The organism is Herbidospora sakaeratensis, from assembly GCF_001570525.1.
GTDB lineage: Bacteria > Actinomycetota > Actinomycetes > Streptosporangiales > Streptosporangiaceae > Herbidospora > Herbidospora sakaeratensis.
Map to the genome: position 1 here is coordinate 441,742 of NZ_BBXC01000011.1, position 22,487 is coordinate 464,228.

General features: G+C 72.7%; 17 protein-coding genes. 7 read left to right on the top strand and 10 right to left on the bottom strand.

The window, feature by feature from the left end:
* The first annotated feature begins 10 nt into the window (after window positions 1–10).
* From AW271_RS18150 to AW271_RS18160, 3 genes are all read left to right on the top strand, one after another.
* The gene (locus AW271_RS18150) at window positions 11–1,186 is read left to right on the top strand and encodes an alpha/beta hydrolase (RefSeq protein ID WP_157554329.1); all 1,176 of its coding nucleotides are present in this window, start codon (window positions 11–13) and stop codon (window positions 1,184–1,186) included.
* A 91-nt stretch (window positions 1,187–1,277) separates the two neighbouring features.
* Entirely contained in the window at window positions 1,278–3,779 is a 2,502-nt protein-coding gene (locus AW271_RS18155) for an ATP-dependent Clp protease ATP-binding subunit (RefSeq protein ID WP_062338285.1), read from the top strand.
* A 123-nt stretch (window positions 3,780–3,902) separates the two neighbouring features.
* Window positions 3,903–5,012 carry an FUSC family protein gene (locus AW271_RS18160; protein ID WP_062338287.1) on the top strand — a complete coding sequence of 370 codons (1,110 nt, stop codon included), beginning with the start codon at window positions 3,903–3,905 and terminating at the stop codon, window positions 5,010–5,012.
* On the opposite strand, the gene AW271_RS18165 is transcribed toward AW271_RS18160, so the two are convergent.
* Window positions 4,954–8,163, bottom strand: coding sequence for an nSTAND1 domain-containing NTPase (locus tag AW271_RS18165; RefSeq protein WP_062338289.1), 3,210 nt, complete (start codon window positions 8,161–8,163; stop codon window positions 4,954–4,956). The genes AW271_RS18160 and AW271_RS18165 overlap by 59 nt on opposite strands.
* A 110-nt stretch (window positions 8,164–8,273) precedes the next feature.
* On the opposite strand from AW271_RS18165, the gene AW271_RS18170 reads away from it, so the two are divergent.
* Both AW271_RS18170 and AW271_RS18175 read left to right on the top strand, forming a co-directional pair.
* Window positions 8,274–8,621 carry a YciI family protein gene (locus AW271_RS18170; RefSeq protein ID WP_062338291.1) on the top strand — a complete coding sequence of 116 codons (348 nt, stop codon included), beginning with the start codon at window positions 8,274–8,276 and terminating at the stop codon, window positions 8,619–8,621.
* A gap of 4 nt (window positions 8,622–8,625) precedes the next feature.
* Complete coding sequence (locus AW271_RS18175) at window positions 8,626–9,822, top strand: RNA polymerase sigma factor (protein WP_062338293.1); 1,197 nt, start codon at window positions 8,626–8,628, stop codon at window positions 9,820–9,822.
* On the opposite strand, the gene AW271_RS18180 is transcribed toward AW271_RS18175, so the two are convergent.
* Complete coding sequence (locus tag AW271_RS18180) at window positions 9,803–10,987, bottom strand: epoxide hydrolase family protein (RefSeq protein ID WP_062338295.1); 1,185 nt, start codon at window positions 10,985–10,987, stop codon at window positions 9,803–9,805. The genes AW271_RS18175 and AW271_RS18180 overlap by 20 nt on opposite strands.
* Window positions 10,984–11,787, bottom strand: a complete 804-nt coding sequence (locus tag AW271_RS18185; RefSeq protein WP_062338297.1) for a PIG-L family deacetylase — start codon at window positions 11,785–11,787, stop codon at window positions 10,984–10,986. The genes AW271_RS18180 and AW271_RS18185 overlap by 4 nt, the downstream gene beginning before the upstream one ends.
* Window positions 11,788–11,900: 113 nt before the next feature.
* Between AW271_RS18185 and AW271_RS18190 the strand changes: the two genes are divergently transcribed.
* Window positions 11,901–12,365, top strand: a complete 465-nt coding sequence (locus AW271_RS18190) for an ATP-binding protein (protein ID WP_062338299.1) — start codon at window positions 11,901–11,903, stop codon at window positions 12,363–12,365.
* Window positions 12,366–12,369: 4 nt separating this feature from the next.
* Here the strand turns inward: AW271_RS18190 and AW271_RS18195 are convergent, their stop codons facing one another.
* The 5 genes from AW271_RS18195 to lanKC all read right to left on the bottom strand — a co-directional run bounded on the left by AW271_RS18195 (window position 12,370) and on the right by lanKC (window position 20,371).
* Window positions 12,370–14,262, bottom strand: a complete 1,893-nt coding sequence (locus AW271_RS18195; RefSeq protein ID WP_062338301.1) for a prolyl oligopeptidase family serine peptidase — start codon at window positions 14,260–14,262, stop codon at window positions 12,370–12,372.
* On the bottom strand, window positions 14,259–15,902 hold the full coding sequence (locus tag AW271_RS18200; protein ID WP_062338302.1) for an ATP-binding cassette domain-containing protein: 1,644 nt from the start codon (window positions 15,900–15,902) through the stop codon (window positions 14,259–14,261). The genes AW271_RS18195 and AW271_RS18200 overlap by 4 nt, the downstream gene beginning before the upstream one ends.
* Window positions 15,903–15,957: 55 nt before the next feature.
* On the bottom strand, window positions 15,958–17,559 hold the full coding sequence (locus tag AW271_RS18205) for an ABC transporter transmembrane domain-containing protein (protein ID WP_062338304.1): 1,602 nt from the start codon (window positions 17,557–17,559) through the stop codon (window positions 15,958–15,960).
* 87 nt (window positions 17,560–17,646) lie between these two features.
* Window positions 17,647–17,796, bottom strand: a complete 150-nt coding sequence (locus tag AW271_RS39780) for a SapB/AmfS family lanthipeptide (protein WP_137248581.1) — start codon at window positions 17,794–17,796, stop codon at window positions 17,647–17,649.
* A gap of 64 nt (window positions 17,797–17,860) precedes the next feature.
* Window positions 17,861–20,371 carry a class III lanthionine synthetase LanKC gene (gene lanKC / locus AW271_RS18210; RefSeq protein WP_062338305.1) on the bottom strand — a complete coding sequence of 837 codons (2,511 nt, stop codon included), beginning with the start codon at window positions 20,369–20,371 and terminating at the stop codon, window positions 17,861–17,863.
* Window positions 20,372–20,531: 160 nt separating this feature from the next.
* On the opposite strand from lanKC, the gene AW271_RS18215 reads away from it, so the two are divergent.
* Window positions 20,532–20,945 carry a CoA-binding protein gene (locus AW271_RS18215; RefSeq protein ID WP_062338306.1) on the top strand — a complete coding sequence of 138 codons (414 nt, stop codon included), beginning with the start codon at window positions 20,532–20,534 and terminating at the stop codon, window positions 20,943–20,945.
* Here AW271_RS18215 and AW271_RS18220 read toward each other — a convergent pair.
* Window positions 20,934–21,326 carry a hypothetical protein gene (locus AW271_RS18220; RefSeq protein ID WP_062338307.1) on the bottom strand — a complete coding sequence of 131 codons (393 nt, stop codon included), beginning with the start codon at window positions 21,324–21,326 and terminating at the stop codon, window positions 20,934–20,936. The two genes, AW271_RS18215 and AW271_RS18220, sit on opposite strands and share 12 nt — an antisense overlap.
* A 169-nt stretch (window positions 21,327–21,495) precedes the next feature.
* A complete protein-coding gene (locus AW271_RS18225) occupies window positions 21,496–22,476 on the bottom strand; it encodes a LacI family DNA-binding transcriptional regulator (RefSeq protein ID WP_245653086.1) in 981 nt (326 codons plus the stop codon).
* Between the last annotated feature and the right edge of the window lie 11 nt (window positions 22,477–22,487).

A 22,487-nucleotide genomic window follows, 5' to 3' on the forward strand; every position in this document is an offset into this window, starting at 1 on the left:
CGTTCGCAACGTGGCAGATCGTCTGGATGTATGGACATATGAAATAGATGGCGAATTAGAGGCCGCCTACGACCATGCCGTCACTGACGATGAGCGCGCCGCCGCAGGTCGTGAGACCGTCGCCCAGCATCTGCGGTCGCTCGTCACCGCCAACAAGCTCAGAGCGGCCGAGAACTGGACCGAGAAGTTGCCGCCCGACGCCGAGATCAGGCGGGTCTGGACCCCGCGTGACCCCGCCGCCCTGCGTGCCCGCCTCGACGACGACGACCTGGCCGTCTGGTCGGAGGACGACGTGCTGCACATCGTCTGGCGCGGGTCGTGCGACCATCCCCGGATCTCCGGCGGCGTCCAGTTCCTCATGTGGCCGGTCGACGGCGCCGACGACCTCTGGGAGGCGTCGCTGCGCATCCGCCGCCTCGACGAGTCGGTGATCAGCGTGTACGTCTGCCCCGACGCCCCCACGATGGTGGCCGAGCGCGAGTGGCGCGGGAAGCTGGCGCCTCCGGCGCTGCCCGAGGTCGCCGAGCTCCGCGGCACCCTGGAGGAGCACCGGCTCGACTTCCTCGGCGAACCCCGCACGATCGCCCTTTACGTACCGCCCGGAATTCAGGGCCTGGTGCCGGCGGTCTGCCTGGCCGACGGCCAGATGCTGGCCGCGTTCGCCCCGGTGATCGAGGCGGCGATGCTGGCCGGCACCTGCCCGCCGGTGGCCGTGGCGGGCGTCTTCTGCGCCGAGTCGGGCGACGGCGACCCGAGGTCGCACGAGTACCTCCCCGCCCACGACCCCGAGCGCTTCGCCGCCCACCTCGCCTTCGTCACCGACGAGGTGATCCCGTGGGCCGACGAGCGGTTCCCCGCCTCGGGCGTCTGGCTGACCGCCGGGGCGTCGAGCGGCGCGGTCTGGGCGCTGAACGCGGCCCAGCGGCGGCCCGACGTCTTCTCCGGCGCGCTCGGGCTCAGCCCCGGCATCCCCCCGGAGACCGAGCTGCACGCCCTGACCCGGAACTACGTCGGCGGCGGCACCCTCGAATCGGGTTTCCGGTGGGCGGCCGACGACTGGGCCGTGAAGCTGACCGCCGCCGGCGCGAAGGTCCGCCACGTCGAGTGGGCCGGCGGCCACGACATCTACTGGTGGTCGCAGCACTTCCCGCCCGCTCTAACCTGGCTGACCGTACGCCCTGAGTGAAGTTCGCCTATCGCGTATTCGGTACCCATCACTCCAATTACCGCGTTCTATGGAGTAACAGGGCCCCCCGGACTCCATGGAGCGGCGAGAGATGTTCGAAAGGTTCACCGACCGAGCGCGGCGGGTGGTCGTCCTGGCCCAAGAAGAGGCCCGGATGCTCAACCACAACTACATCGGCACCGAGCACATCCTGCTTGGCCTCATCCACGAAGGCGAAGGCGTCGCCGCCAAGGCCCTCGAGAGCCTCGGCATCAGCCTCGAAGGCGTCCGCCAGCAGGTCGAGGAGATCATCGGCCAGGGCCAGTCGGCCCCCTCCGGCCACATCCCCTTCACCCCGCGTGCCAAGAAGGTTCTCGAGCTGTCGCTACGCGAGGCGCTGCAGCTCGGCCACAACTACATCGGCACCGAGCACATCCTGCTCGGGCTCATCCGCGAGGGCGAGGGCGTGGCCGCCCAGGTCCTCGTGAAGCTGGGCGCCGACCTCAACCGGGTCCGCCAGCAGGTCATCCAGCTGCTGCACGGCTACCAGGGCGGCAAGGAGGCCGCGGCCTCCGGCGGGCCGCAGGAGAGCGCCCCCTCGACCTCGCTGGTGCTCGACCAGTTCGGCCGCAACCTGACCCAGGCCGCCCGCGAGGGCAAGCTCGACCCGGTGATCGGGCGCGAGAAGGAGATCGAGCGGGTCATGCAGGTGCTGTCCCGCCGCACCAAGAACAACCCGGTGCTCGTCGGCGAGCCCGGCGTCGGCAAGACCGCCGTCGTCGAGGGCCTGTCCCAGAAGATCGTCAAGGGCGAGGTGCCCGAGACGCTGAAGGACAAGCACCTCTACACCCTCGACCTGGGCGCGCTCGTCGCCGGCAGCCGCTACCGCGGCGACTTCGAGGAGCGCCTGAAGAAGGTGCTCAAGGAGATCCGCACCCGCGGCGACATCATCCTGTTCATCGACGAGCTGCACACCCTGGTGGGTGCGGGCGCGGCCGAGGGCGCGATCGACGCCGCCAGCATCCTCAAGCCGATGCTGGCCCGTGGCGAACTCCAGACGATCGGCGCGACCACGCTCGACGAGTACCGCAAGCACCTGGAGAAGGACGCCGCTCTGGAGCGTCGTTTCCAGCCGATCCAGGTCGCCGAGCCCTCGTTGTCGCACACGATCGAGATCCTCAAGGGTCTGCGCGACCGCTACGAGGCCCACCACCGCGTGTCGATCACCGACGGCGCTCTGGTGGCCGCCGCGACCCTCGCCGACCGCTACATCTCCGACCGGTTCCTGCCCGACAAGGCGATCGACCTGATCGACGAGGCCGGCTCGCGCATGCGCATCCGCCGCATGACCGCCCCGCCCGACCTGCGCGACTTCGACGAGAAGATCGCCAACGTGCGCCGCGACAAGGAATCGGCGATCGACGCGCAGGACTTCGAGAAGGCCGCCGCCCTCCGCGACAACGAGAAGCAGCTCTCGCTCAAGCGGGAACGCCGCGAGCGCGAGTGGAAGGCCGGCGACATGGACGTCGTGGCCGAGGTCACCGAGGAGCTCATCGCCGAGGTGCTGGCCACCGCCACCGGCATCCCCGTCTTCAAGCTCACCGAAGAGGAGTCGCAGCGTCTCCTCCGGATGGAAGACGAGCTGCACAAGCGCATCATCGGCCAGGACGACGCGATCAAGGGCCTGAGCCGCTCGATCCGGCGTACCCGGGCGGGCCTGAAGGACCCCAGAAGGCCCGGCGGCTCGTTCATCTTCGCCGGCCCCTCGGGTGTCGGTAAGACCGAGCTGTCCAAGGCGCTCGCCGAGTTCCTGTTCGGGGACGAGGACGCGCTGATCATGCTGGACATGTCGGAGTTCATGGAGAAGCACACCGTCTCCCGGCTGTTCGGCTCGCCTCCCGGTTACGTCGGTTACGAAGAGGGCGGTCAGCTGACCGAGAAGGTGCGGCGCAAGCCGTTCTCGGTGGTGCTGTTCGACGAGATCGAGAAGGCCCACCCCGACATCTTCAACAGCCTGCTGCAGATCCTGGAGGACGGTCGCCTGACCGACGCCCAGGGCCGGGTGGTCGACTTCAAGAACACGGTCATCATCATGACCACCAACCTCGGCACCCGTGACATCAGCAAGGGCATCGGGGTCGGGTTCGCCAAGAACAACGACGTCGAGGGCAACTACGACCGGATGAAGGCCAAGGTCCAGGAGGAGCTCAAGCAGCACTTCCGGCCCGAGTTCCTCAACCGTGTCGACGACACCGTCGTCTTCCACCAGCTGCGCATGACCGAGATCATCCAGATCGTCGACCTCATGCTCGCCCAGGTGGACGCCCGCCTGAAGGACCGCGACATGGCTCTGGAGGTGACCCCGGCCGCCAAGCAGGTGCTGGCCGACCGAGGCTACGACCCCGTCCTGGGCGCCCGGCCGCTGCGCCGGACCATCCAGCGTGAGCTGGAGGACTCGTTGTCGGAGAAGATCCTCTACGGGGAGCTGCGTCCCGGCCAGGTCGTCAAGGTCGACGTCGAGGGTGAGGGCGAAGCCGCCAGGTTCACCTTCGTCGGCGAGGCCAAGCCGGAGACCGAGATGTACGTGCCGTCGGCGTTCACCGCGAAGCCGTAACAGCGGAAGACCAAGGGCCGGGTGATCCACCCGGCCCTTCGGTTTTGCCGGACCCAGGAAATATCCACCCCCAGGCATGCCGTTTGTCAAGAAATGTCTTATTCGGGGGAGGTGGATACCCGCATGCCGGAACGTCTGACGTCGATCGCCCGCCTGGTCGTCACGGCCATGGCCGCGTACGTGATCGCGCTCGTGCTGCTCGACACCAGGGCGCCCACGCTGGCCCCGCTGACCGCGATGCTCGTCGTCCAGGTCTCGTTCTTCCGGACGCTGAAGCACGCCGGAGGGCGGATCGTCAGCGTCGCGGCCGGAGTCCTGGTGTCGGTGGTGATGAGCGGGCTGTTCGGGCTCAGCTGGTGGAGCCTCGGGTTGTCCGTCGCCGTCGCCCTGAGCCTCGGCCACCTGCTGAAACTGCGGGAGCACCTGCTGGAGGTGCCGATCAGCGCGATGCTGATCCTCCAGTTCGGCACCGGCCCGGCCGCCGCCGACCGGATCGTGGAGACCCTGATCGGCGCGGCCGTCGGGCTGGTCACCGTCTTCGTGGCCACCCCGGCGCGGCTGCGCCCGGCCGAGCGGGCCATCGCCGACTTCGGCGGCCGGGTGGCCGGGCTCCTCGACGACATGGCCGCCGGGCTGGCCGCCGAACCCGGCCCGGAGGCCGTCGCCCGCTGGACCGACCAGGCCAGGAGGCTCACCGCGGAGATCCACCGGGTCGAGGCGGCCGTCGACACCGCCGACGAGACCGCCCGGCTGCGCGGAGGCGCCGGCTCCGGCCACAGCCGCGCCCTGCGGGAGGCCCTCGACACCCTGGAACGCGCGATCCCGACCGTACGCGGCCTGGCCCGGAGCATCAGCGACCGCACCGGCCTGCGGATGTGGGAGCCCGAGGTCCGGGAGCGCCTGGCCGGGGTGCTGCACGACCTGGCCCAGACCACCCGCGACTACGCCGAGGCGGCCACCACCTGCTGCCCCGAGGAGGCCGAGCGCCTCACCGGCGAGCTCGACCGCTCACTGGCCGAGGGCCGCCGCCTGCGCGGCGAACTCGGCGCGGTGCTCCGGAACGACCCCGGCCACTGGCACCTGCACGGCGAGCTGCTCGTCCACCTCGACCGCCTGCTCGACGGCCTGCGCGACGGCCAGGGCCCGGTGGCCTACCGCCGCACCCGCCCGATGGTCAGCAGAGCCGCCGGTAGGGCTGACCGGGTACGTGCGCGCGCCACTCTTCGGGTGTGAGGGTGCGACCGGCCTGGTCGCAGACGAGGTCGCGGGCGTCCACGCCGTAGAGCGTCGAGTCCCAGATCTCCAGGGCCGGCTGGCCCGGCGCGGTGAACCGGCCGCCGCCCACGAGGGTGCCCCCGTCGGGGCTGAACGCCAGCGCGCTCGCCGCGAACGCCGGGGCGCCGTCGGCCGGGGTGCGGCCGTGGTAGGCGCCGAGGGGCCGGCCGGTCGCGATGTCCCAGAAGCGGACCACCCCGCTGACGTCGCCGCTGGCCAGCACGCTGCCGTCGGGGCTGAACGCGACCGAGAGCACGTCGCCGGTGTGCCCCAGCAGGGCCGGACCGGCGGCGACGGCCTTGACCGGGTCCCACAACCGGATCACCCGGTCGGCGCCCCCGGTGGCCAGCAGCCGCCCGTCGGGGCTGAACGCCACCGCGCGCACGTCGCCGTCGTGGCCGCCGAGCCGCCCGGTCAGCCGCCGGGTCTGGTTGTCCCACAACTCCACGCCCGGCCCGTAGGCCAGCGCGAGCGTGCGGCCGTCGGGGCCGAGCACGCCGTGGTTGGTGACCTCCTGCGGCGGGTTGGCCCACAGGGGCTGGCTGGTGCGGCTGTCGACGTCGAGCAGGCTGATCACGTTGTCGGCGCCCAGCACGACCAGGCCGCCGGTCGTGGGGTCGAACACCATCGAGTGCACCCCGGAGGCGCCCGTCTTGATCGGCACCCCGAGCGGGGTCCGTGAGGCGGTCCGCCAGAGGCGCACCGTGCCGGCGGCGTCGCCGGTGGCGAAGATCGAGCCGTCCTGGCTGAAGGCGATGGCGTCGACCGTGGCGAACCGGCCGTTCTTCGGGTCGGCGACCCGGATGGTCAGGTCGAGCACGGAGTCGTACGCCGCCATGTTCCAGACCCGGACGGTCCGGTCGGTGGCCGCGGTGAGCAGGGTGTGCCCGTCGGGCGTGAAGGCGACCGCGACGACCGTGCCGGTGTGGCCGGTGATCGTGTCGCCGACGCGGCGGCGGCCCGCGGTCTCCCAGATCCGCACCGCCTCGTCGCCGCCCCCGGTGGCGAAGGTGCCGCCGTCGGGGCTGAACGCGACGGCCTCGACCGCGCGGTCGTGGGCGGCCACGTGGCCCCGCAGCACGAACTCGCGCTCCCCCACGCCCCAGATCTCGACGACGCCGTCGGCCCTGCCGACGGCGAGGGTGCGCGTGTTGGGGGTGAGCGCGGCCGAGGTGACCCCCTCGGAGGGCAGCAGGCGCAGCCGTTTCCCGCTCGGCAGGTCGAAGACCTCCAGGCCGCGGGCGGTCGTGGTGTAGAAGGTGTCGCCGTCGTTGCTGAACAGCACCAGCGGACGCGCACCCGCCGCCGGGAACCGCGCCACCGGCTGGGCCGTGGTGGTGTTCCAGATGGTGACGGGCCGTCCGGCCGCGGCGACGGCGATGGTCCGCCCGCCGGGGCCGAACGCGACGGCCTTGCGCCCGAGGCCGCCGTCGTCGACGGCCGCCAGCAGGTCGCGGGCGGCGGTGTCCCAGATCCGCACCGAGCCGTCGGAGGCCGCGGTGGCGAACCGGCGGCCGTCGCGGGTGAAGGCCAGCGCGCTGATCGGGTCGTCGTGGGCGTGCACGACCGCGAGCCGGACGCCGCCCTGCCAGAGCGTGACGTCACCGCCCGAGGTGGTGGCCGGCATGCCGGTGGCGCTGACGACCATGGTCTCCACGCCCGGCGGGCGCAGCACGTCGAGCGCGGGATGCGCCGCCGACGCCCGCAGCCCCGCCGCCGACTCGGGCAACCCGGGCGCGATCTCGGCCCCGGCCAGCCGCAGCAGCCGGGCCAGCACCGGCTGGTCGGCGGCCAGCGCGTCACCCTGGGCGAGCAGATGGCGGGCCACGGCGACCGTGCCGCGGTCGACCGCCTCGTCGCGGTCGCGGGTGGCCCCGCTGACCAGCAGCGCCAGCGCGCCGGTGGCCCCGAAGCTGAGCACGAGCAGCGCCACGGCCGCGATCGAGACCAGGCCCCGCACGAAGGTGCGTTTGTCGTCGGCCCGCCGCCCCGCGAACTCCTGGGCCGCGCTCGCCTCCAGGAACGCCACCTCGGCCGGGGTCAGCTCGCGCCGGATGCGCCGCACCGCCGCCCGCGCCGCCGCGAGCCGGGCGCCGGTGTAGAGGTGGGGCGCGGCGAACCCGCTGAGCACCCACCGGTCGGCGTCGGCGGCGAACTCCCGCCGCACCTGACCGGCCGCCCGATCGGCCTCCGTCCACGCCGTGAACCGGGGCCAGGCCCGGATCACCGCCTCGTGGGCCAGCTCGGCCGTCTCGCCGTCGGCCCGGACCAGCCCGGCCACCGCGAACGGTTCGAGCTCGGGCGTCATCGGGCCCGGCCGCAGCGTGCCGTGGGGGCCGGCCAGCGCCGACAGCGCCGCCCTGGCGTCGTTGCCCACCAGCGCCCGCTCGGCGCTGCGCGGGATCGCGCCGGTCACCCGGCCGGTGGCCCGGTAGCCCTCGAACGTCATCGGGCCGCCCGCGCGCCGGTCCCACATCACCCGCAGCGTGTGGGCCAGCAGCGGCAGGTCGCCGTTGTGGTCGGCGAGCATCTCGTCGACCAGGCCCTCCTCGAAGGTCACCCCGCGGGTCAGGGCGGGCCTTTCGACGGCCGTGCGGAGGTCGTCCGGAGAAAGAGGAGAGACCAGCAGCGGCCGGGAGAGGGCCGCGACCAGCTCGGGGAAGGCGGCGGCGTCGCCGGTGAAGTCGGCCCGCAGCACCAGCACCACCCGGGCCCGCGTGGCGGCCAGCGCCCCGATGAAGGTCTGCCGCGCATCGAGGTCGCGGCAGGCCGCGAAGACCTCCTCAAACCGGTCGACCACGATCAGCCCCGGGTCGCCGAGCTCGTCGAGGTGGTGGGGCGCGGCGGCCAGCCGGTCGTGGTCCATCGTGGCCCCGAAGGCGGCCAGCAGCGCGCCGACCGGATCACCACCCGGCCGCAGGCGCAGCCCGCCGAGCCCGACGTCGACCAGGGAGGTCTTCCCGGCCCCCGAGGCCCCCGTGACGACGACCAGCTTCTCGCTCCCGGTACGCCGCCGCAGGTCGGCAAGGAGGTCGTCGCGGCCGAAGAACACGGCGGCGTCCGCAGCGTCGAACGCCGCCAGCCCCGGATAGGGAGGCCTGCTGGTCACCTGACAAGCATGGCCGGAAATCCGAAAAAAGTAACCGGCGGCTGTCGAAACACCCGCCGGCCGTTCGTGGAGGGGTCGTAGGTTCGCACGAGAACGAACGGAGAACACCCATGCGCTACCTGATCACACTGACCCGCACCGCCCAGCCCGAGACCCCGCCGCCCGCCGAGCTCATGTCGGCGATCATGCGGCTGGGCCAGGAGGCCACCGAGGCCGGCGCCCTCGTCGACCAGAGCGGCCTGCGCGGGCTGGCCGCCGAGGTCGAGGTCGTCGGCGGCAAGCTGACCGTCTCCGACGGCCCGTTCGCCGAGGCCAAGGAGCTGATCAGCTACGCGGTCTACGAGGTCCGCGACGAGGCCGAGGCGGTCGAGTGGGCCAACCGGTTCATGAAGCTGCACCGGGAGATGTGGCCCGGCTGGGAGGGCGTGTCCCGCGTCTATCCGCTGATGACATTCTGAGGGCGTGGGCAGCGTCGATCCGATCCGCACCGTAGAGGCCGTCTGGCGCATCGAGTCGGCCAAGGTCATCGCGACCGTGGCCCGGATGACCGGCGACCTCGGCCTGGCCGAGGAGTCGGCTCAGGACGCCTTCGTGCTGGCCCTGGAGTCGTGGCCGGCCGAGGGCGTGCCGGCGAACCCGGGCGGCTGGCTGACCACGACGGCCAAGCGGAAGGCGATCGACCAGCTGCGGCGGCAGGGCGTCTACGAGGAGAAACTCCGCGAACTCGCCCTGCGGCCGCCGCCCGGCCCCGAGCCCGAACTGCTGACGCTGATCTTCACGGCCTGCCATCCCGAGGTGGCCGTCGAAGGGCGGCTGGCCCTGACGCTGCGGCTGCTCGGCGGGCTCACCACGGCCGAGATCGCCCGCGCGTTCCTGGTGCCCGAACCGACGGTCGGGCAGCGCGTCTACCGGGCCAAGACGGCGCTCCGGAAGGTCCCGATCGAGCTGCCACCCGCCGAGGAGCTGCCGGCCCGCCTTGCCTCCGTCCTCGAAGTGATCTATCTGATCTTCAACGAGGGTTACGCGGCGACCTCGGGCGAGTCGTGGACCCGCACCGACCTGTGCTTCGAGGCGCTGCGGCTGGCCCGGGTGCTGGCCGCGCTGATGCCCGCGTCCTCCGAGGCGGCGGGGCTGCAGGCGCTGCTGGAGATCCAGTCGTCCCGCCTGGCGGCCCGCGTCGGCCCCGGCGGGGAACCGGTCCTGCTCGCCGACCAGGACCGCTCAAGATGGGACCGGCTGCTGATCCGCCGGGGTCTCGAGGCGCTGGCCCGCGCCGAGTCGACCGGGGTCCTCGGCCCGTACGGCCTCCAGGCCGCCATCGCCGCCGTCCACGCCCGGGCCCTGACCTTCGCCGACACCGACTGGGCCCGGATGGCCGACCTCTACCGGCTGCTCGCCCACGTGGCCCCCTCGCCGATCGTCGAACTCAACCGCGCCGTGGCCGTCGGCATGGCCGAAGGGCCCGAGGCCGGGCTGGCGATCCTCGACGGCCTGCCCCTCACCGGCAACCCGCACCTCGCGGCCGTACGCGGCGACCTGCTCGAACGCGCCGGCCGGGCGGAGGAGGCCAGGGCGGCCTTCCGCGAGGCGGCCGGGCTCACCCGCAACGCCCGCGAGAAGGCCCTCTACGAGCGCCGCGCTAACCCCGGATCTTCCTGAACGTCCGCCGCAGGTCGTCGACCCATTCGTCGGGGATCTCCCACGGGATGAAGTGGCCGCCCCGGTCGTGGGCGGTCAGGTTCACGTGGTTGTACCAGCCGCCCCGGTCACCGGCCGCGAAGGCGGCCACCCGCCGGCCGGTGGTGACGCCGGGCGGGTTCTCGTAGCCGACGAACGTGATGCCCGTCGGGGCCTCGACCTGCGGCACGCGGTCGTGGGAGGGGGTCCAGGGGTGGCGGTTGGCGTTGGCGTAGTAGCGCATCGACGTGCCGATCGAATTGTTCACCCAGTAGATCATCGTGTGGGTGAGCAGGTCGTCGGGGGTGAAGGCGTCGCCGTCGCTCCAGCCGTCCCACCGTTTGAGCAGCCAGGCCAGCAGGCCCGCCGGGGAGTCCGACAGGGCGTGGGCCAGCGTCGAGGAGTCGAGCACGTGCACGGCCAGGTGGGAGGCGAACCGCCGGTCGAGCGCGACGATCCGGTCTCTGATCTCCGGCGGCAGGTCGTCGGGCAGCACCTGGCCCTGGGCCAGGTCCCACCCCCGGTCGCCGTTGAACAGGGTGAGCTTCTGGCCCGAGCCGATGTGGATGCCGTAGAGGCTGCCGGCGTACTTGTGGCCGAGTTGCCCGCTGATCAACGCGCCGATGTCGCAACCGGCCGCGGCGTAGCGCTCGTGGCCGAGCACCTCGGTCATCAGGGTGTGCCAGAGGTCGGCGACCATCCAGAAGTTCAGGTCGGGCCGGTCGTGCAGCGGCCCGGGGAAGCCGAAGCCGGGCAGCGACGGCACGATGACGTCGAACGCGTCGGCCGGGTCGCCGCCGTGCGCGGCCGGGTCGGCGAGCGCGTCGACCACCTTCGACCAGTGCCAGAACGTCCACGGCCAGCCGTGGGTGAGGATCAGCGGCGTCGGGTCGGGCCCGACGCCGGGGCGGCGCATGTAGTGGACGGGCACGCCGTCGACCTCGACCTGCTCGTGGTCGTAGGCGTTGATGGCCGCCTCGGCCTTACGCCAGTCGTAGCCGTCGAGCCAGTAGCCGACCAGCTCCCGCACCCGGGCGACGGGCACCCCGTAGAACCCGTCGTCGTTGCCCTCGTCGGCGGGCAGCCGGGTCAGTTCGAGCCGCCGCCGCAGGTCGCCGAGCACCTCGTCGGGCACGTGGATCTTCATCGCAGCCCCGCGAACAGGTCGTCCTCGTGGTCGGGGGCCGCCACCTTGCTGAACACCCGGATGAAGTGTTCGGCCGACATGGCCAGCCGCTGGGTCTCGGGCGGCATCGAGAGCAGCGAGATGCTGTCGCCCTGGCTGCCGTGCGCCCGCAGCGCGGCCAGCTTCACGTCGGCCTGCTCGTGGGTGTCGACCACCGTGGTGATCAGCTCGTCGGGGGTGCCGAAGTCGTCGGGCAGGTCCCAGCCCGGGTCCATGCCCTGCTCTTTCATGGCGGCGTACGACGCCTGGATGATCCGCCGCGGCACGGCCGTGTAGTAGAACTTCGCCGGGATCCCGGTCGCCTCGGCCGCCGCCACCGCGACCCGGTGGGCCTGGATGTGGTCGGGGTGGCCGTAGTTGCCGTTCGCGTCGTAGGTCACCACGACCTGTGGCCGGTAGTGCTCCATCAGCGCCGCCACCTTGGCCACGGCCTGGTCGAAGTCGGCGTTGGCGAACGCCTCGGGGCGGTGGTTTCCGGCCCAGCCGTCCATGCCCGAATCGTGGTATCCGAGCAGTTCGAGGTGGGTGATGGTCAGGTGGCCCACCGACTCGGCCAGCTCGGCGAGCCGCTGCTTGGCCACCTCGTCTTCGGAGTGCCCCGGCTCCCCCGGCTTCACCCCGCCGGGCCCGTCGCCCTGCTCCCCGTTCGTGCAGGTCACCAGGACCGTGCGCACCCCTTCGGCGGCGTATTTCGCGAAGCTCCCCCCGGTGCCCATGACCTCGTCGTCAGGGTGGGCGTGCACCGCCATCAGCGTCAGCATGGCTCAACGCTACGGCAGGGCCGGTTCCCCCAGGGAAGCACAGTCGCACCTTCGCGTGACATCTCGGATCACGTACCGGCGCGTCTTCTTTGCGCAGTCATCGAGGAGGACGCATGAACGGTTCGGGGAACGTCACCACACTCGACTCCATCGACACGACTAGGGTCGCCCGGCTCGCGGGCGGCCGCGACCAGGTCGTCTTGGCCCGCCGGCTGGTCTCGGCCACGATCGGCCGCGACCACCCGCTGCACGACGACTCCGTGCTGCTCACCAGCGAGATCGCCACGAACGCGGTCGTGCACTCCAGATCGGGCGACGGCGGCGTGTTCACCGTGACGGTCTGGTTCTCGGCCGACGAGGTGCGGGTGTGCGTCCAGGACGAGGGTTCGCCCGACCCCCCCTGCGCCCGCCACGCGACCGCCACCGCGACGAACGGCCGCGGCCTCCCGCTGCTCGACGCCCTGGCCGACCGCTGGGGGATCGTCAGGGAGGGCGGCCGCAACAAGGTCTGGTTCGAGATCTCGCTGACCACCACCCCGCCGACGGCCCTCGCCCTCCCGCTGCCCCGATCGGCCTGAGCCCCTAGTCGTCGAGGCCGCCGAGCTCCCGGGCCAGGAAGGCGAGCATGTCGGCGGCCAGGCCGGCCGCCCGGTCGGCCGAACGGCCCGCGTGGCCGACCCCGGTCTCGTGCCGGAACAGGATCGGGCGCACCCCCGAGGTCGCCCCCTGCAGGGCCGCGCACATCTTGCGGGCGTGGAGGGGGTCGACGCGGCTGTCGCCGTCGAAGACCGTGAAGAGGGTCGCGGGGTAGTCGACGCCCTCCTTGACGTGGTGGTAGGGCGAATAGGCCAGCAGCCAGGCGAACTGCTCGGGGTCGTCGACCGACCCGTATTCCGGCACCCACGAGCTCCCGAGCCCCGACTTCCCGAACCTGATCATGTCGAGCACCGGCGCCGAGCACACGGCGGCCGACACCAGCTCGGGCCGCTGGGTGACCAGCGCCCCGACGAGCAGCCCGCCGCCCGACTCGCCGGTGACCCCCAGCAGGTCGGGGGTGGTCCAGCCCGCCGCGATCAGGGTTTCCGCGGCGGCGGCGAAGTCGTCGAACGAGTTCTGCTTGCGCCCCCGCATGCCCGCCCGATGCCACCCCTCCCCTTCTTCGCCACCCCCTCTGACCTGGGCGAACGCGAAGACGCCGCCCGCCTCCAGCCACGGCAGCACGTAGGAGGAGTAGGAGGGCGTGAGCGGCACCCCGAACCCGCCGTAGCCGTAGAGGACGCACGGCCGGGGGCCCGGCAGCCCCCTGCCGAGCACGACCATCCGGACCGGCGTGCCGTCGGCCGACTGGTAGACGACCTGGTGCGACTCGATCTCGGGCAGTTCGGCCCGGCCCGGGGCCGCCTCCCAGAGGGAGGTCTCGCCGGTGCGGGCGTCGTAGCGGTAGACGCTCTCGGGGGTCACGTAGTCGGAGTAGGTGAACCAGACCTCGTGGTCGCGGGCCGACATGCGCCCGATGGAGCCGAGACCGGGGAGCGGGACCGCTCCTTGACGCTCCCCGGTCTCGGGATCGTGGACGGAGATCTCCCCGATCGCGTGGCGCACCCACGCCACCAGGAGAACCCCGTCGAGCAGGGCGAAGTCGGCGATCACGGCCTCGGGGTCCTCGGCCACCAGCTCGCGCAGGTCGTCGGGCGTGGCCGGGTCGGCGACGAGCAGCCGCCCCCGGGGGGCGTCGAGGGTCGTGATCATGTACGCTCTCCCGTCGCCCCCCACCGCCATCGCCGACCGGGCCGCGACGTCGTGCTGGACCACCCGCCGGGCCGGGCTCACCAGGTCGCACAACCACACGTCGTTGCCCGGCCCCCGGTTGACCGAGAGGGTCAGCCAGCGGCCGTCGGCGCTGAGGGCGATGCCGTCGGCGGCGGCCACGTCGAGGTCGTCGCCGCCGAGGCGGTGGATGCGGGCCCGGCGGTCGCGGACGTAGTAGAAGCCGTCGCCGTCGGGCAACCAGGCCACCGGCGAGTGGCGCAGGCCCCCGATCGGCCCGTCGACGAGCCCGCCGGTCTCGGCGTCGAGGACGTAGAGCTCCGACCGTTCGTCGCCGCCCCGCGACAACTGGCAGGCGACGAGCCGCCCGTCGGGCGAGGGGTGCCAGGCGTCGAGCAGCGTGGTCGCGCCGGGGTCGATCGCCTCGGGGTCGAGCACGACCCGGTCGCCGGCGTAGAGGACCGGCAGGCGGCGGCCCGGATCGCGGCGGACGCGGAAGGCGGTGCCCGCCCGCCAGACCGGGGCGCCCACGACGCCGGTGTCGCTCAGCTCCTCGATCCGGGCCCAGAACCGGTCGCGGCCGGGGAGGAGCTGGCTGCGCCAGACGACCTCCTGCTGCGCCTGCCAGGCCCGCGTCTCGTCTGAGCCGGGGTCTTCCAGCCAGCGGTAGGGGTCGGAGACGACGTGCCCGTGGATGATCTCGATCATGACACCTGCCTGAGTCGGGGGTCCCAATGCCCGGCCAGATCCGCGTACAGGGGGGAGGCGGCGAGGAGTTCCTGGTGGGTGCCGGCGACGACCCGGGTGCCGTCCATGACCAGCACCTTCCGGGCTCGCAGGGCCGAACTGATGCGGTGGGCGACCACGATGAGGGTGCCGCCGCGCCCGGCGAAGGCCTGCTCGACACGGGCCTCGGCCGCCGGGTCGAGACGGGAGGTCGCCTCGTCGAGGATGACCAGCGGGGCGTCGGCGAGATATGCCCTGGCCAGCGCGACGAGCTGCCGGTCGGCCGGGCCGAGCTCGGTGGCCTGGAGCTGCACGTGGCCGGCCCCGATGGCGTCGAGCGCCTGCCGCATGCGCCGGGGGTCGTGGTCGCCCAGGTTCTCGGCGACGGTGCCCCGGAAGACGTACGCCTCCTGCGGGATCAGCGCCCGCTGCCCCCGGTCGAGCCGGGCGGCCGGCACCCCGCCGACGGTCACCCGCCCCTGACCGGGCACGATCAGCCCGGCGATCAGCGCGGCGAGGGTGGACTTCCCGATCCCGCTCGGCCCGACGACGGCGAGGTGCTCCCCTTCGGGGATGACCAGGTCGAGGCGGTCGACGACCGGCAGCGCCCGGGGCCCGTAGGCGAAGGTGACGCCCTGCAGCTCGGTGTGCACCCCCTCGGCCCGGCGGGTCTCCGGCCGGGCCGGCGGCAGCGCGGCCCGCAGGCGCGACAGCGTGACCCAGAGCCGCACCCCGCTCTCCCCCAGCCCACTGGCCAGGTTGAACAGCGCGGGCGTGAGCGACTGCATCACGTAGGCGAGGGTGCCGAGCACCACCCCCGGGGTGGCCCCCAGCCGGGGCGCGTAGGCGAGCACCAGCAGGATCGGCGCCCACGCCCCCGCTCCCAGCACGACGGTGCGGAGCGTGGTGACCGTCGCCAGCCTTCGGGCCGCGTGGCGCTGGCCGTCGAAGCGGGCCCCGGCGTATCGGGCGGCGTGGTCTTCGTCGCCGGACGCGGCGATGTCGCCCAGCGCGGCGGTGACCGTGACCAGGCTCTCGGCGGTGGCCTCGTCGGCGAGCAGGTAGGCGTGCTGCCGCCTGGCGAGCGCGGGCAGCGAGAAGAGGAAGGCCCCCAGGCCGAGCAGCAGCGGCGGCAGCACCAGCAGGAGCAGTTCGGGCATCAGCGCGGCCACCCCCGCGACGACCCCGAGGAAGGCGAACACGAACGCCTTCACCGACCCGATCACCCCGGTGAACGCGTCGCGCGCCACCTCGACCTGCAGGTTGGCCCGGGTGACGGCGGCGGGGTCGTCTTCTCCGGCCTCCAGCGCGCCCCGGACCGTCGCGGTCAGCAGCTCCTCGCGGACGGGCTCGACGATGCCCGCCAGCGTGACGACCACCTGCCGCGCCCCCACGGCGGCGAAGACCCAGGAGACCCCGAGCAGGAACGTCCATGAGAGCCCCGCGACGGCCTGGCGGGCGGCGAACGCGTCGACCGCCCGTGCGACGGCCAGCCCGATGACGAACGCCGGCGCCGCCTCGACCAGCGACCAGAGCACGAACCGCCGCACCTGGCCGGGCTGTGCCTGGAAGGCGCGCCAGAGGAACACCCCGACGCGGGTCCGGTGCCCGAAGGAGATCACGACGTTCCTCCGCCCAGGCTCGGCCGCGCGGGAAAGCCGGAGATCGAAGCGCGTGTCATCGCGCCTCCCCGCCCTGGAAGACCGCCCGGTAGGCGGGGTCGTGCCAGAGGGCGAGGTGGCGGTCGTAGCCGCGCAGCCGCCCGTCGTGCAGCCAGACCACCCGGTCGGCCCGGGCGGCGACGGCGGCCCGGTGGGTCACCATGACGCGGGTGCGCGGGTCGGCGGACAGGGCCGTGGAGACCTGGCGTTCGGTGATGGTGTCGAGGCTGGAGGTGGCGTCGTCGAGCACCAGCAGGCGGTTTCCCTTCGCGAAGGCCCTGGCCAGGCCGAGCCGCTGGCGTTCGCCGCCCGACATGGGGGCCTCGGCGAGCGGGGTCTGGTAACCGTGGGGCAGGCGGCGGATGAAGTCGTCGGCCCCGGCGGCCACGGCCGCGGGGCAGGAGCCGCCGGTCGCGTCGGCGACGGTGTCGCCGACCAGGTGGGGCCGCGCGACGGCGTAGCCGATGGCGGTTCTGAGCGACTCCCGGGTCAGCGACCGCAGCGGCACGCCGTCGAGCAGCACCTCACCGGTCTCGGGGTCGTCGAGACGCGCCGCGAGACGCGCGAACCGGGAGGCCCCGGCGCCGACCACGGCCACCGAGGCGCCGCCCTGGATCTCCAGCGCGAGGCCCGGCACGTCGCGGAAGCTGAGGGTTCCGGGGCCGGGCGGCAGCACGCGCACCCCGTGGACCCTCGGGCACTCGTCGAGGACGTCGGCCAGCCGGGCGCCGGCCGAGCGGGCGCGGGCCAGCCGGCCCAGTGATCCGATCGCGGGCCCCAGACCCGCGCCGATGACCACGTAGCGGGCGGCGGCGTAGAGCTCGCCGACCGACAACTCACCGGCGGCCAGCCGCCAGCCGCCCACGGCCAGCACCAGCACCTCCAGCAGCGGCACCACGATCGCGGCCCGCACCCCGGCGTCGGCGTTGGCCTTCCAGAGCGCCATCGCGTGGCCGCGCACCACCGGGAGGGCGGTCAGCACCCGCCGGGTCTCCTGTTCGGCGGTGCCGGCCGCCGCGATGGTGCGGGCGCCGCCGACCGCCTCGACCAGGCGCGCGGCGATGTCGGCCTGCGCCTCCTGGTAGCCCCCCGCGATCACCGTGGAGACCTTCAGGAACCGCTTCAGCACGAAGGCGATGGCGACCAGCCCGCCCGCCAGGGTCAGCGCCAGCCACGGATCGATGAGCACGAGCAGCACCAGCGCCCCGGCCGACGGCACCACCAGCGCCACCGACGCGACGACGGCGTCGGCCGCGCGCCCGGCCTCTTCGGCGTTGAGGCCGAGCCGGGTCACCAGGTCGCCCTCGGGAATGCGCCGGGTCACTCCGGGACCGGCGCCGAGCAGATGGGAGAGCGCCCGGTGGCGCAACCAGGCCGCCGCCCGCGCGCCGCCTGTGGCGCTCATGAGGACACCGAGACCGTCGCAGGCGACGAGGAGCACCACGACGGCCCCGGCGCAGACCACCCACGTCAGCGAGAAGGTGTCGACGGCGCGGCCGAGCACGAACGGCAGTGCCAGCTCAAGGCCGGCGCCGACCAGCGCGACAGCGGCGAGCACGCCCGCCGCGGGCCCGCTACGCCTGATCGCCTCGGTTGTCAGCCGGTCGGCCGTCCGCAACGCCGAGTCCCTCTCTTCACGTGGGCGGAGACTTCGAAAACCGGGAGGGCCCTGGGCTCCCGCGAGCCCAGGGCCCCGATCGGGTGCCTAGTGGCAGAGCAGCAGGCTCAGGTTGCTGGGCGTCTGGGACGCGCAGCCGAGCAGGGTCAGCGTGCTGCCGCCGCCACCGTGGCCGCCGCCGCCGTGACCGCTGCCGCCGCCGGGAAGCTCCATCGCCTGAAGGTCGAGAAGAACCATGGTCATGCTCCTTTGTGAAAGTTTCTCTATCGGGAGGACATTCGAGATCTTTAGAAAGGTGGAGCTAGCTGTTCGGGGCCCCGATCACCTCCTTGGCCGGCGGGCGAAGGGGGACACCACCGGGCGCGGCGTAGGGCTCCGCGCCAAGTGGATGTGTGAAGGGCAACGGGGTGCCGCTGAGGGCGTAGAGGACGCCGGCGGTGCCGGTCGCGAAGTCCATCGACAGCCGGAGCAGCTGGTCGCCGGGGAAGGCGATCCCGTCGCGGTAGGGCAGGACGTGCCAGTCGAGGCCGGGGATCAGGGTCCGGTCGGCCAGCACCATCCCGGCCCGCCCCGAGAACAGGCCGGGCTGCACGAAGAACCGGCAGCGGCCCACTTCGAGCAGGTCGGGCAGGGCGGCGGCCAGCGGCGAACCGGGCCGCTGGCGCAGCAGGTCGGCCAGCACGATCGCGATGCCGACCGAGCCCTCGTCGAGGTAGGGCAGGGTGCGCCAGCCCTGGTCGACCTGCAGCGATCCGTCGGACGTGGTGACGCAGCGCTTCAGGTCGAGGCGCAGCGCCCGCTCGGCCAGGTCGAGCAGCGCCGGGTCGCGGGTGTGGTCGTAGGCGCGCAGGAACAGCAGGGCGGGGCCGCTCAGGCCGTAGAGGAGACCGGCTCTGGGGTTCGCGCCGCCCGAGGTCGCGGGCACGTCGTCGGGCAGCCGATCGGCGCACAGCTCGACCAGCGGGCGGGCGTCGAGCCCCAGGTGGAGCAGGTTGAGCCCGATGCCGGCCAGCCCCGACCACAACCCGAGGTCGAGATCGCGCCACGGGCCCGCCATCGCCCGGTCGACGAGGTCGAGCGCCCGGTCGACGTGGCCGAACCGGTCGAGCACGTAGGCGACGCCGTGGAGCCCGTCGTAGAAACCGGGCGGCGCGTCGGGCCGCTGCCGGAGCAGCCATTCTTCGAGGTCGGGGAAGCGCCCGGCCCCGGCCGCGTCGAGCGCGAACAGCACCCCGGCCGCGCCGTGGGCCAGGTTGACGCCGCCGCCGGGCCGGAACTGGGCGATGTCGCCGGGGAACAGCCGGTCGGCCCGCTCGGGCGTGGCGCTGGCCAGGATCGCCCGCGCCATCGCCGCCATCGGATCGCCCAGGGTCACGCTCGCCGTCGGGCCGCCCCCGATGGGCCCGCTGATCGTGTGGACGGCCCGCTTGATCAGCTCGGGCGGCACCGGGAAGGTGTCGACGATCAGGCGCCCGAGCTGGCCCGCCTTGGCCCGCGCCAGCGGCACGGTGATCGTGAGCTGCGGGGCGAACAGGCCCAGCGTGAGACAGGCGAGGGCGTAGTGGTCGACGTCGGCGCCCCGGCGGTCGGCCGGCGCCTGGAAGGCCGGGTGGGCCAGCGCCGACCGTCCGCGGTCTTCGATGAAGGTGGCGACCTCGAAGTCGATGAGGACGAGCCGTCCTTCTGGCGTGATCAGGATGTTGTTGGGGTGGAGGTCGCAGAAGACGACCCCGCGTTCGTGCAGGGCCTCGATCGCGGCCCGCACCTTGGGCAGCGTGTCGAGCGCCCAGACGGTGTAGGCGGCGATCGACTCGGCGCTCGCGTCGGCCTTCGTCAGCGGGAAGGTGCGGACCAGCGTGCGCTGGAGCGGGGTGGCGTCGACGAACTCCATCACCAGGAAGTGGTGGTCGCCGAGCACGAAGTAGTCGCGGTAGCCGGGGGCGCAGTCGAGCCCGTCGAGCCGCCGCAGCACCTCGCGTTCGTGCTGGAGCCGCGCCACCGCGTCGCGCTCGGCGGCGTCGAGGCCCGCCATCGGCCGGGCCTCCTTCAGCACGACCCGCTCGCCGGTCCGCCGGTCGGTGGCGAGGTAGACGCCGCCGCCGTTGGAGAAGTGCATGACGGAGTCGACCGTGTAGGGCAGCTCGGTCGTGGTGACCGCGTTCCTGGCCTCCAGGTGGGGCCTCAGGAAGTCGGGCAGCTCGACCCAGTCGGGCACCGTGAACGACGGCCCTCTGACATCGGGCACCAGTTCGCCGCGGTCGTTCTCCATCGCCGGGACGAGGTCGCCGTTGGCGGCGACGCAGCGCCGGGCCGTGAACCCGCCGTAACGGACGAACAGGGGCCCGTCGCCGTAGCGGAGATCACTCAGGATGTAGGGGCCGCGCACCCCCGTCAGCAGACCGTCGAGCTCCTTGAGCGTCAGCTCCAGGCAGTCGTGGCGGGGGTAGATGGTGACCAGTTTGCCGCTCGCGCCCCGCTGCGCCCCTTTCGAGTTGAGCATCGTGACAACCGAACGGCTGCGCAGGAATTTGAATGGGATATCACGTTCGACGCAATAGTCCCAGACGATTTCCAGCACCCGCGCCGCGTCGGCGAGCCCGGCCGACACGTGGATCTTCCAACCCTGCGGCGGAACGTCGTGGCCGGTCGGGGCGTAGTGGAACCAGGTGTCGGACGGCTGGTGGGACCAGCCACGCGGGACCTCACGGCCGGCCATGGCGAAATCCGGAATCTCGGTTCCGCGCCGGTCGGCGGTGTCATAGAAAAGCCGGTCCGCGAGGCAATAAAGCTCATACTGGTCATTCACTGCCATCTCCCTGCTTTCTGCTAACAGGAAGACTTCCGGATAACCCCAAGAGCTTCTAGTTACAAGTTCAATCAATCCGTTGTGGGCAAACGTCACGGGTGCCGTCGTGAAAGCGGCCCTGACCTGTGCCGGAAGAGACCCGGTGATCGGCTTGTTGCACCAAGACATGGGAGATCGTTTCGCCGACCTGACGGTCATCAGACGCCTGCTGAACGACACGACGACCTGGGCCTTCGTCGGCCTTTCCGGCGACCCCGGCCGGACCGTCTTCAACCAGGCGAAACTGCTGAAACAGCGCGGCAAGCGCATCATCCCGGTGCACCCCGGCGGCGGCCCCGTCCTGGGCGAGACGACCTACCGGACCCTCGCCGAGGTGCCGGTCCCGATCGACGTGGTGGCGGTCTACCGGCGCACCGCCTTCGCGGGCGGCGTGATCGACGAGGCGATCGCCGTGGGCGCGGGCGCGGTGTGGTTGCCCCTCGACGTCTACGACGAGGAGGCCGGCGACCGGGCGCTGGCGGCCGGGCTCGACGTCGTCATGAACCGCTGCCCGGCGGTCGAGTGGGCGCTACGCCGCTGACCGCAGCAGCCGCACGAGCCGGAGCCCGGCCAGCGCGCTCAGAATCAGATGCCCCGTGATCAGGGCGATCTGGAACGCCCGCTGGCCCGGGGTCAGGTCGGCCGCGTAGCCGCCGTCGAAGAACCCGGAGACGAACGCCAGCACCCCGGCGACGGCCAGCAGCGCGGCGGCCGGGACCGCGACGGCCCGCCGTTCCCTGGTGACCGCGAAGGCGAGCACCGCCTGGGCGGCCATCATCGGGAGCGGGGCCGACAACCGGGCCGTCGGGCCGAGCGCCTCGAAGAACGTGTTGCTGAGCCCGGCGGACACTGACATGACGGCGCCGACCAGATCCATGACGAGCAGGGTGCCGATGGTGACGACGATGGTCTTGGATGACATGGTGCTTCCTCGTGCGGGGTGGCGACCCTCCGAGGATCCACGCCGGGACGTGCGGCTGTCGTGAGGCGACGGTCCCGACCTGGGCGGGACATGACGACCCGCGTCGAGAGGCGGTGCCTGGACCGACCGCGATCCTGGTCCCGCCTCGAGACACGACGCGAGACCCGGCTCAGCTCGACTCCCGGACCACCAGTTCCGTCGGCAGTATGACCGGGTCGGTGCGCCCGTCTTCGAACAGTCCCAGCAGCAGGCTGACCACCGCCAGGGCCTGGTCGGCCATGGGGCTGCGTACCGTCGTGAGCGGCGGGTCGGTGTAGAGGGCGGCCTCTATGTCGTCGAACCCGACCACGGCCACGTCGTCGGGGACCCGGCGGCCGGCCCGGCGCAGGGCGTGGAGGGCGCCGATCGCCATCAGGTCGTTGGCGGCGAAGACGGCGTCGAGGCCCGGGTCGTCTTCGAGGAGCTGGCACATGGCCTGGTCGCCGGAGACCCGGGTGAAGTCGCCGACCGCGATGATCGACCGGCGGCCGGTGTCGCGCAGCGTCTCCCGGTAGCCGGTCAGGCGGTCCTGCGAGGCGATCATGTCGAGCGGGCCCGAGATGGTGGCGATCCGCCGCCGGCCCCGGCTCAGCAGGTGCTCGACCGCCTGGCGGGCTCCCCCGAGGTTGTCGTTGTCGACGTAGGGCACCGATGGGGCCGAGACGGGCTTGCCGAACGACGCCATCGGCAGGCCCATCCGCATCAGGGCGGCGGGCAGCGGGTCGGCCCCGTAGAAGGACACCAGCATCACGCCGTCGACGTGCCCGGCCGCGACGTACTCCTGAACCCGCACCCGGCTCTCGTCGGACCCGGCGAGCATCAGGACCACTTGCTTGGACGCCGCTTCCAGCGCCCGCGACGCCGAGCGCACCACGGCCGAGAACATGGGGTCGTCGGAGAACAACCCGGCGGGCGGGTCGGAGACCACCAGCGCGATCGAGTTGGTCCGCTGGGTCACCAGGCTGCGGGCGACCGAGTTGGGCACGTAGCCGAGCTCGTTCACCGCCCGCAGCACCAGCTCGCGGAAGTTCGGCGTCACGGTCGTGTCGCCGTTGACCACCCTTGAGACGGTCGACTTGGACACGCCGGCGCGGGCGGCGACCGCTTCCAAGGTTGGACGTT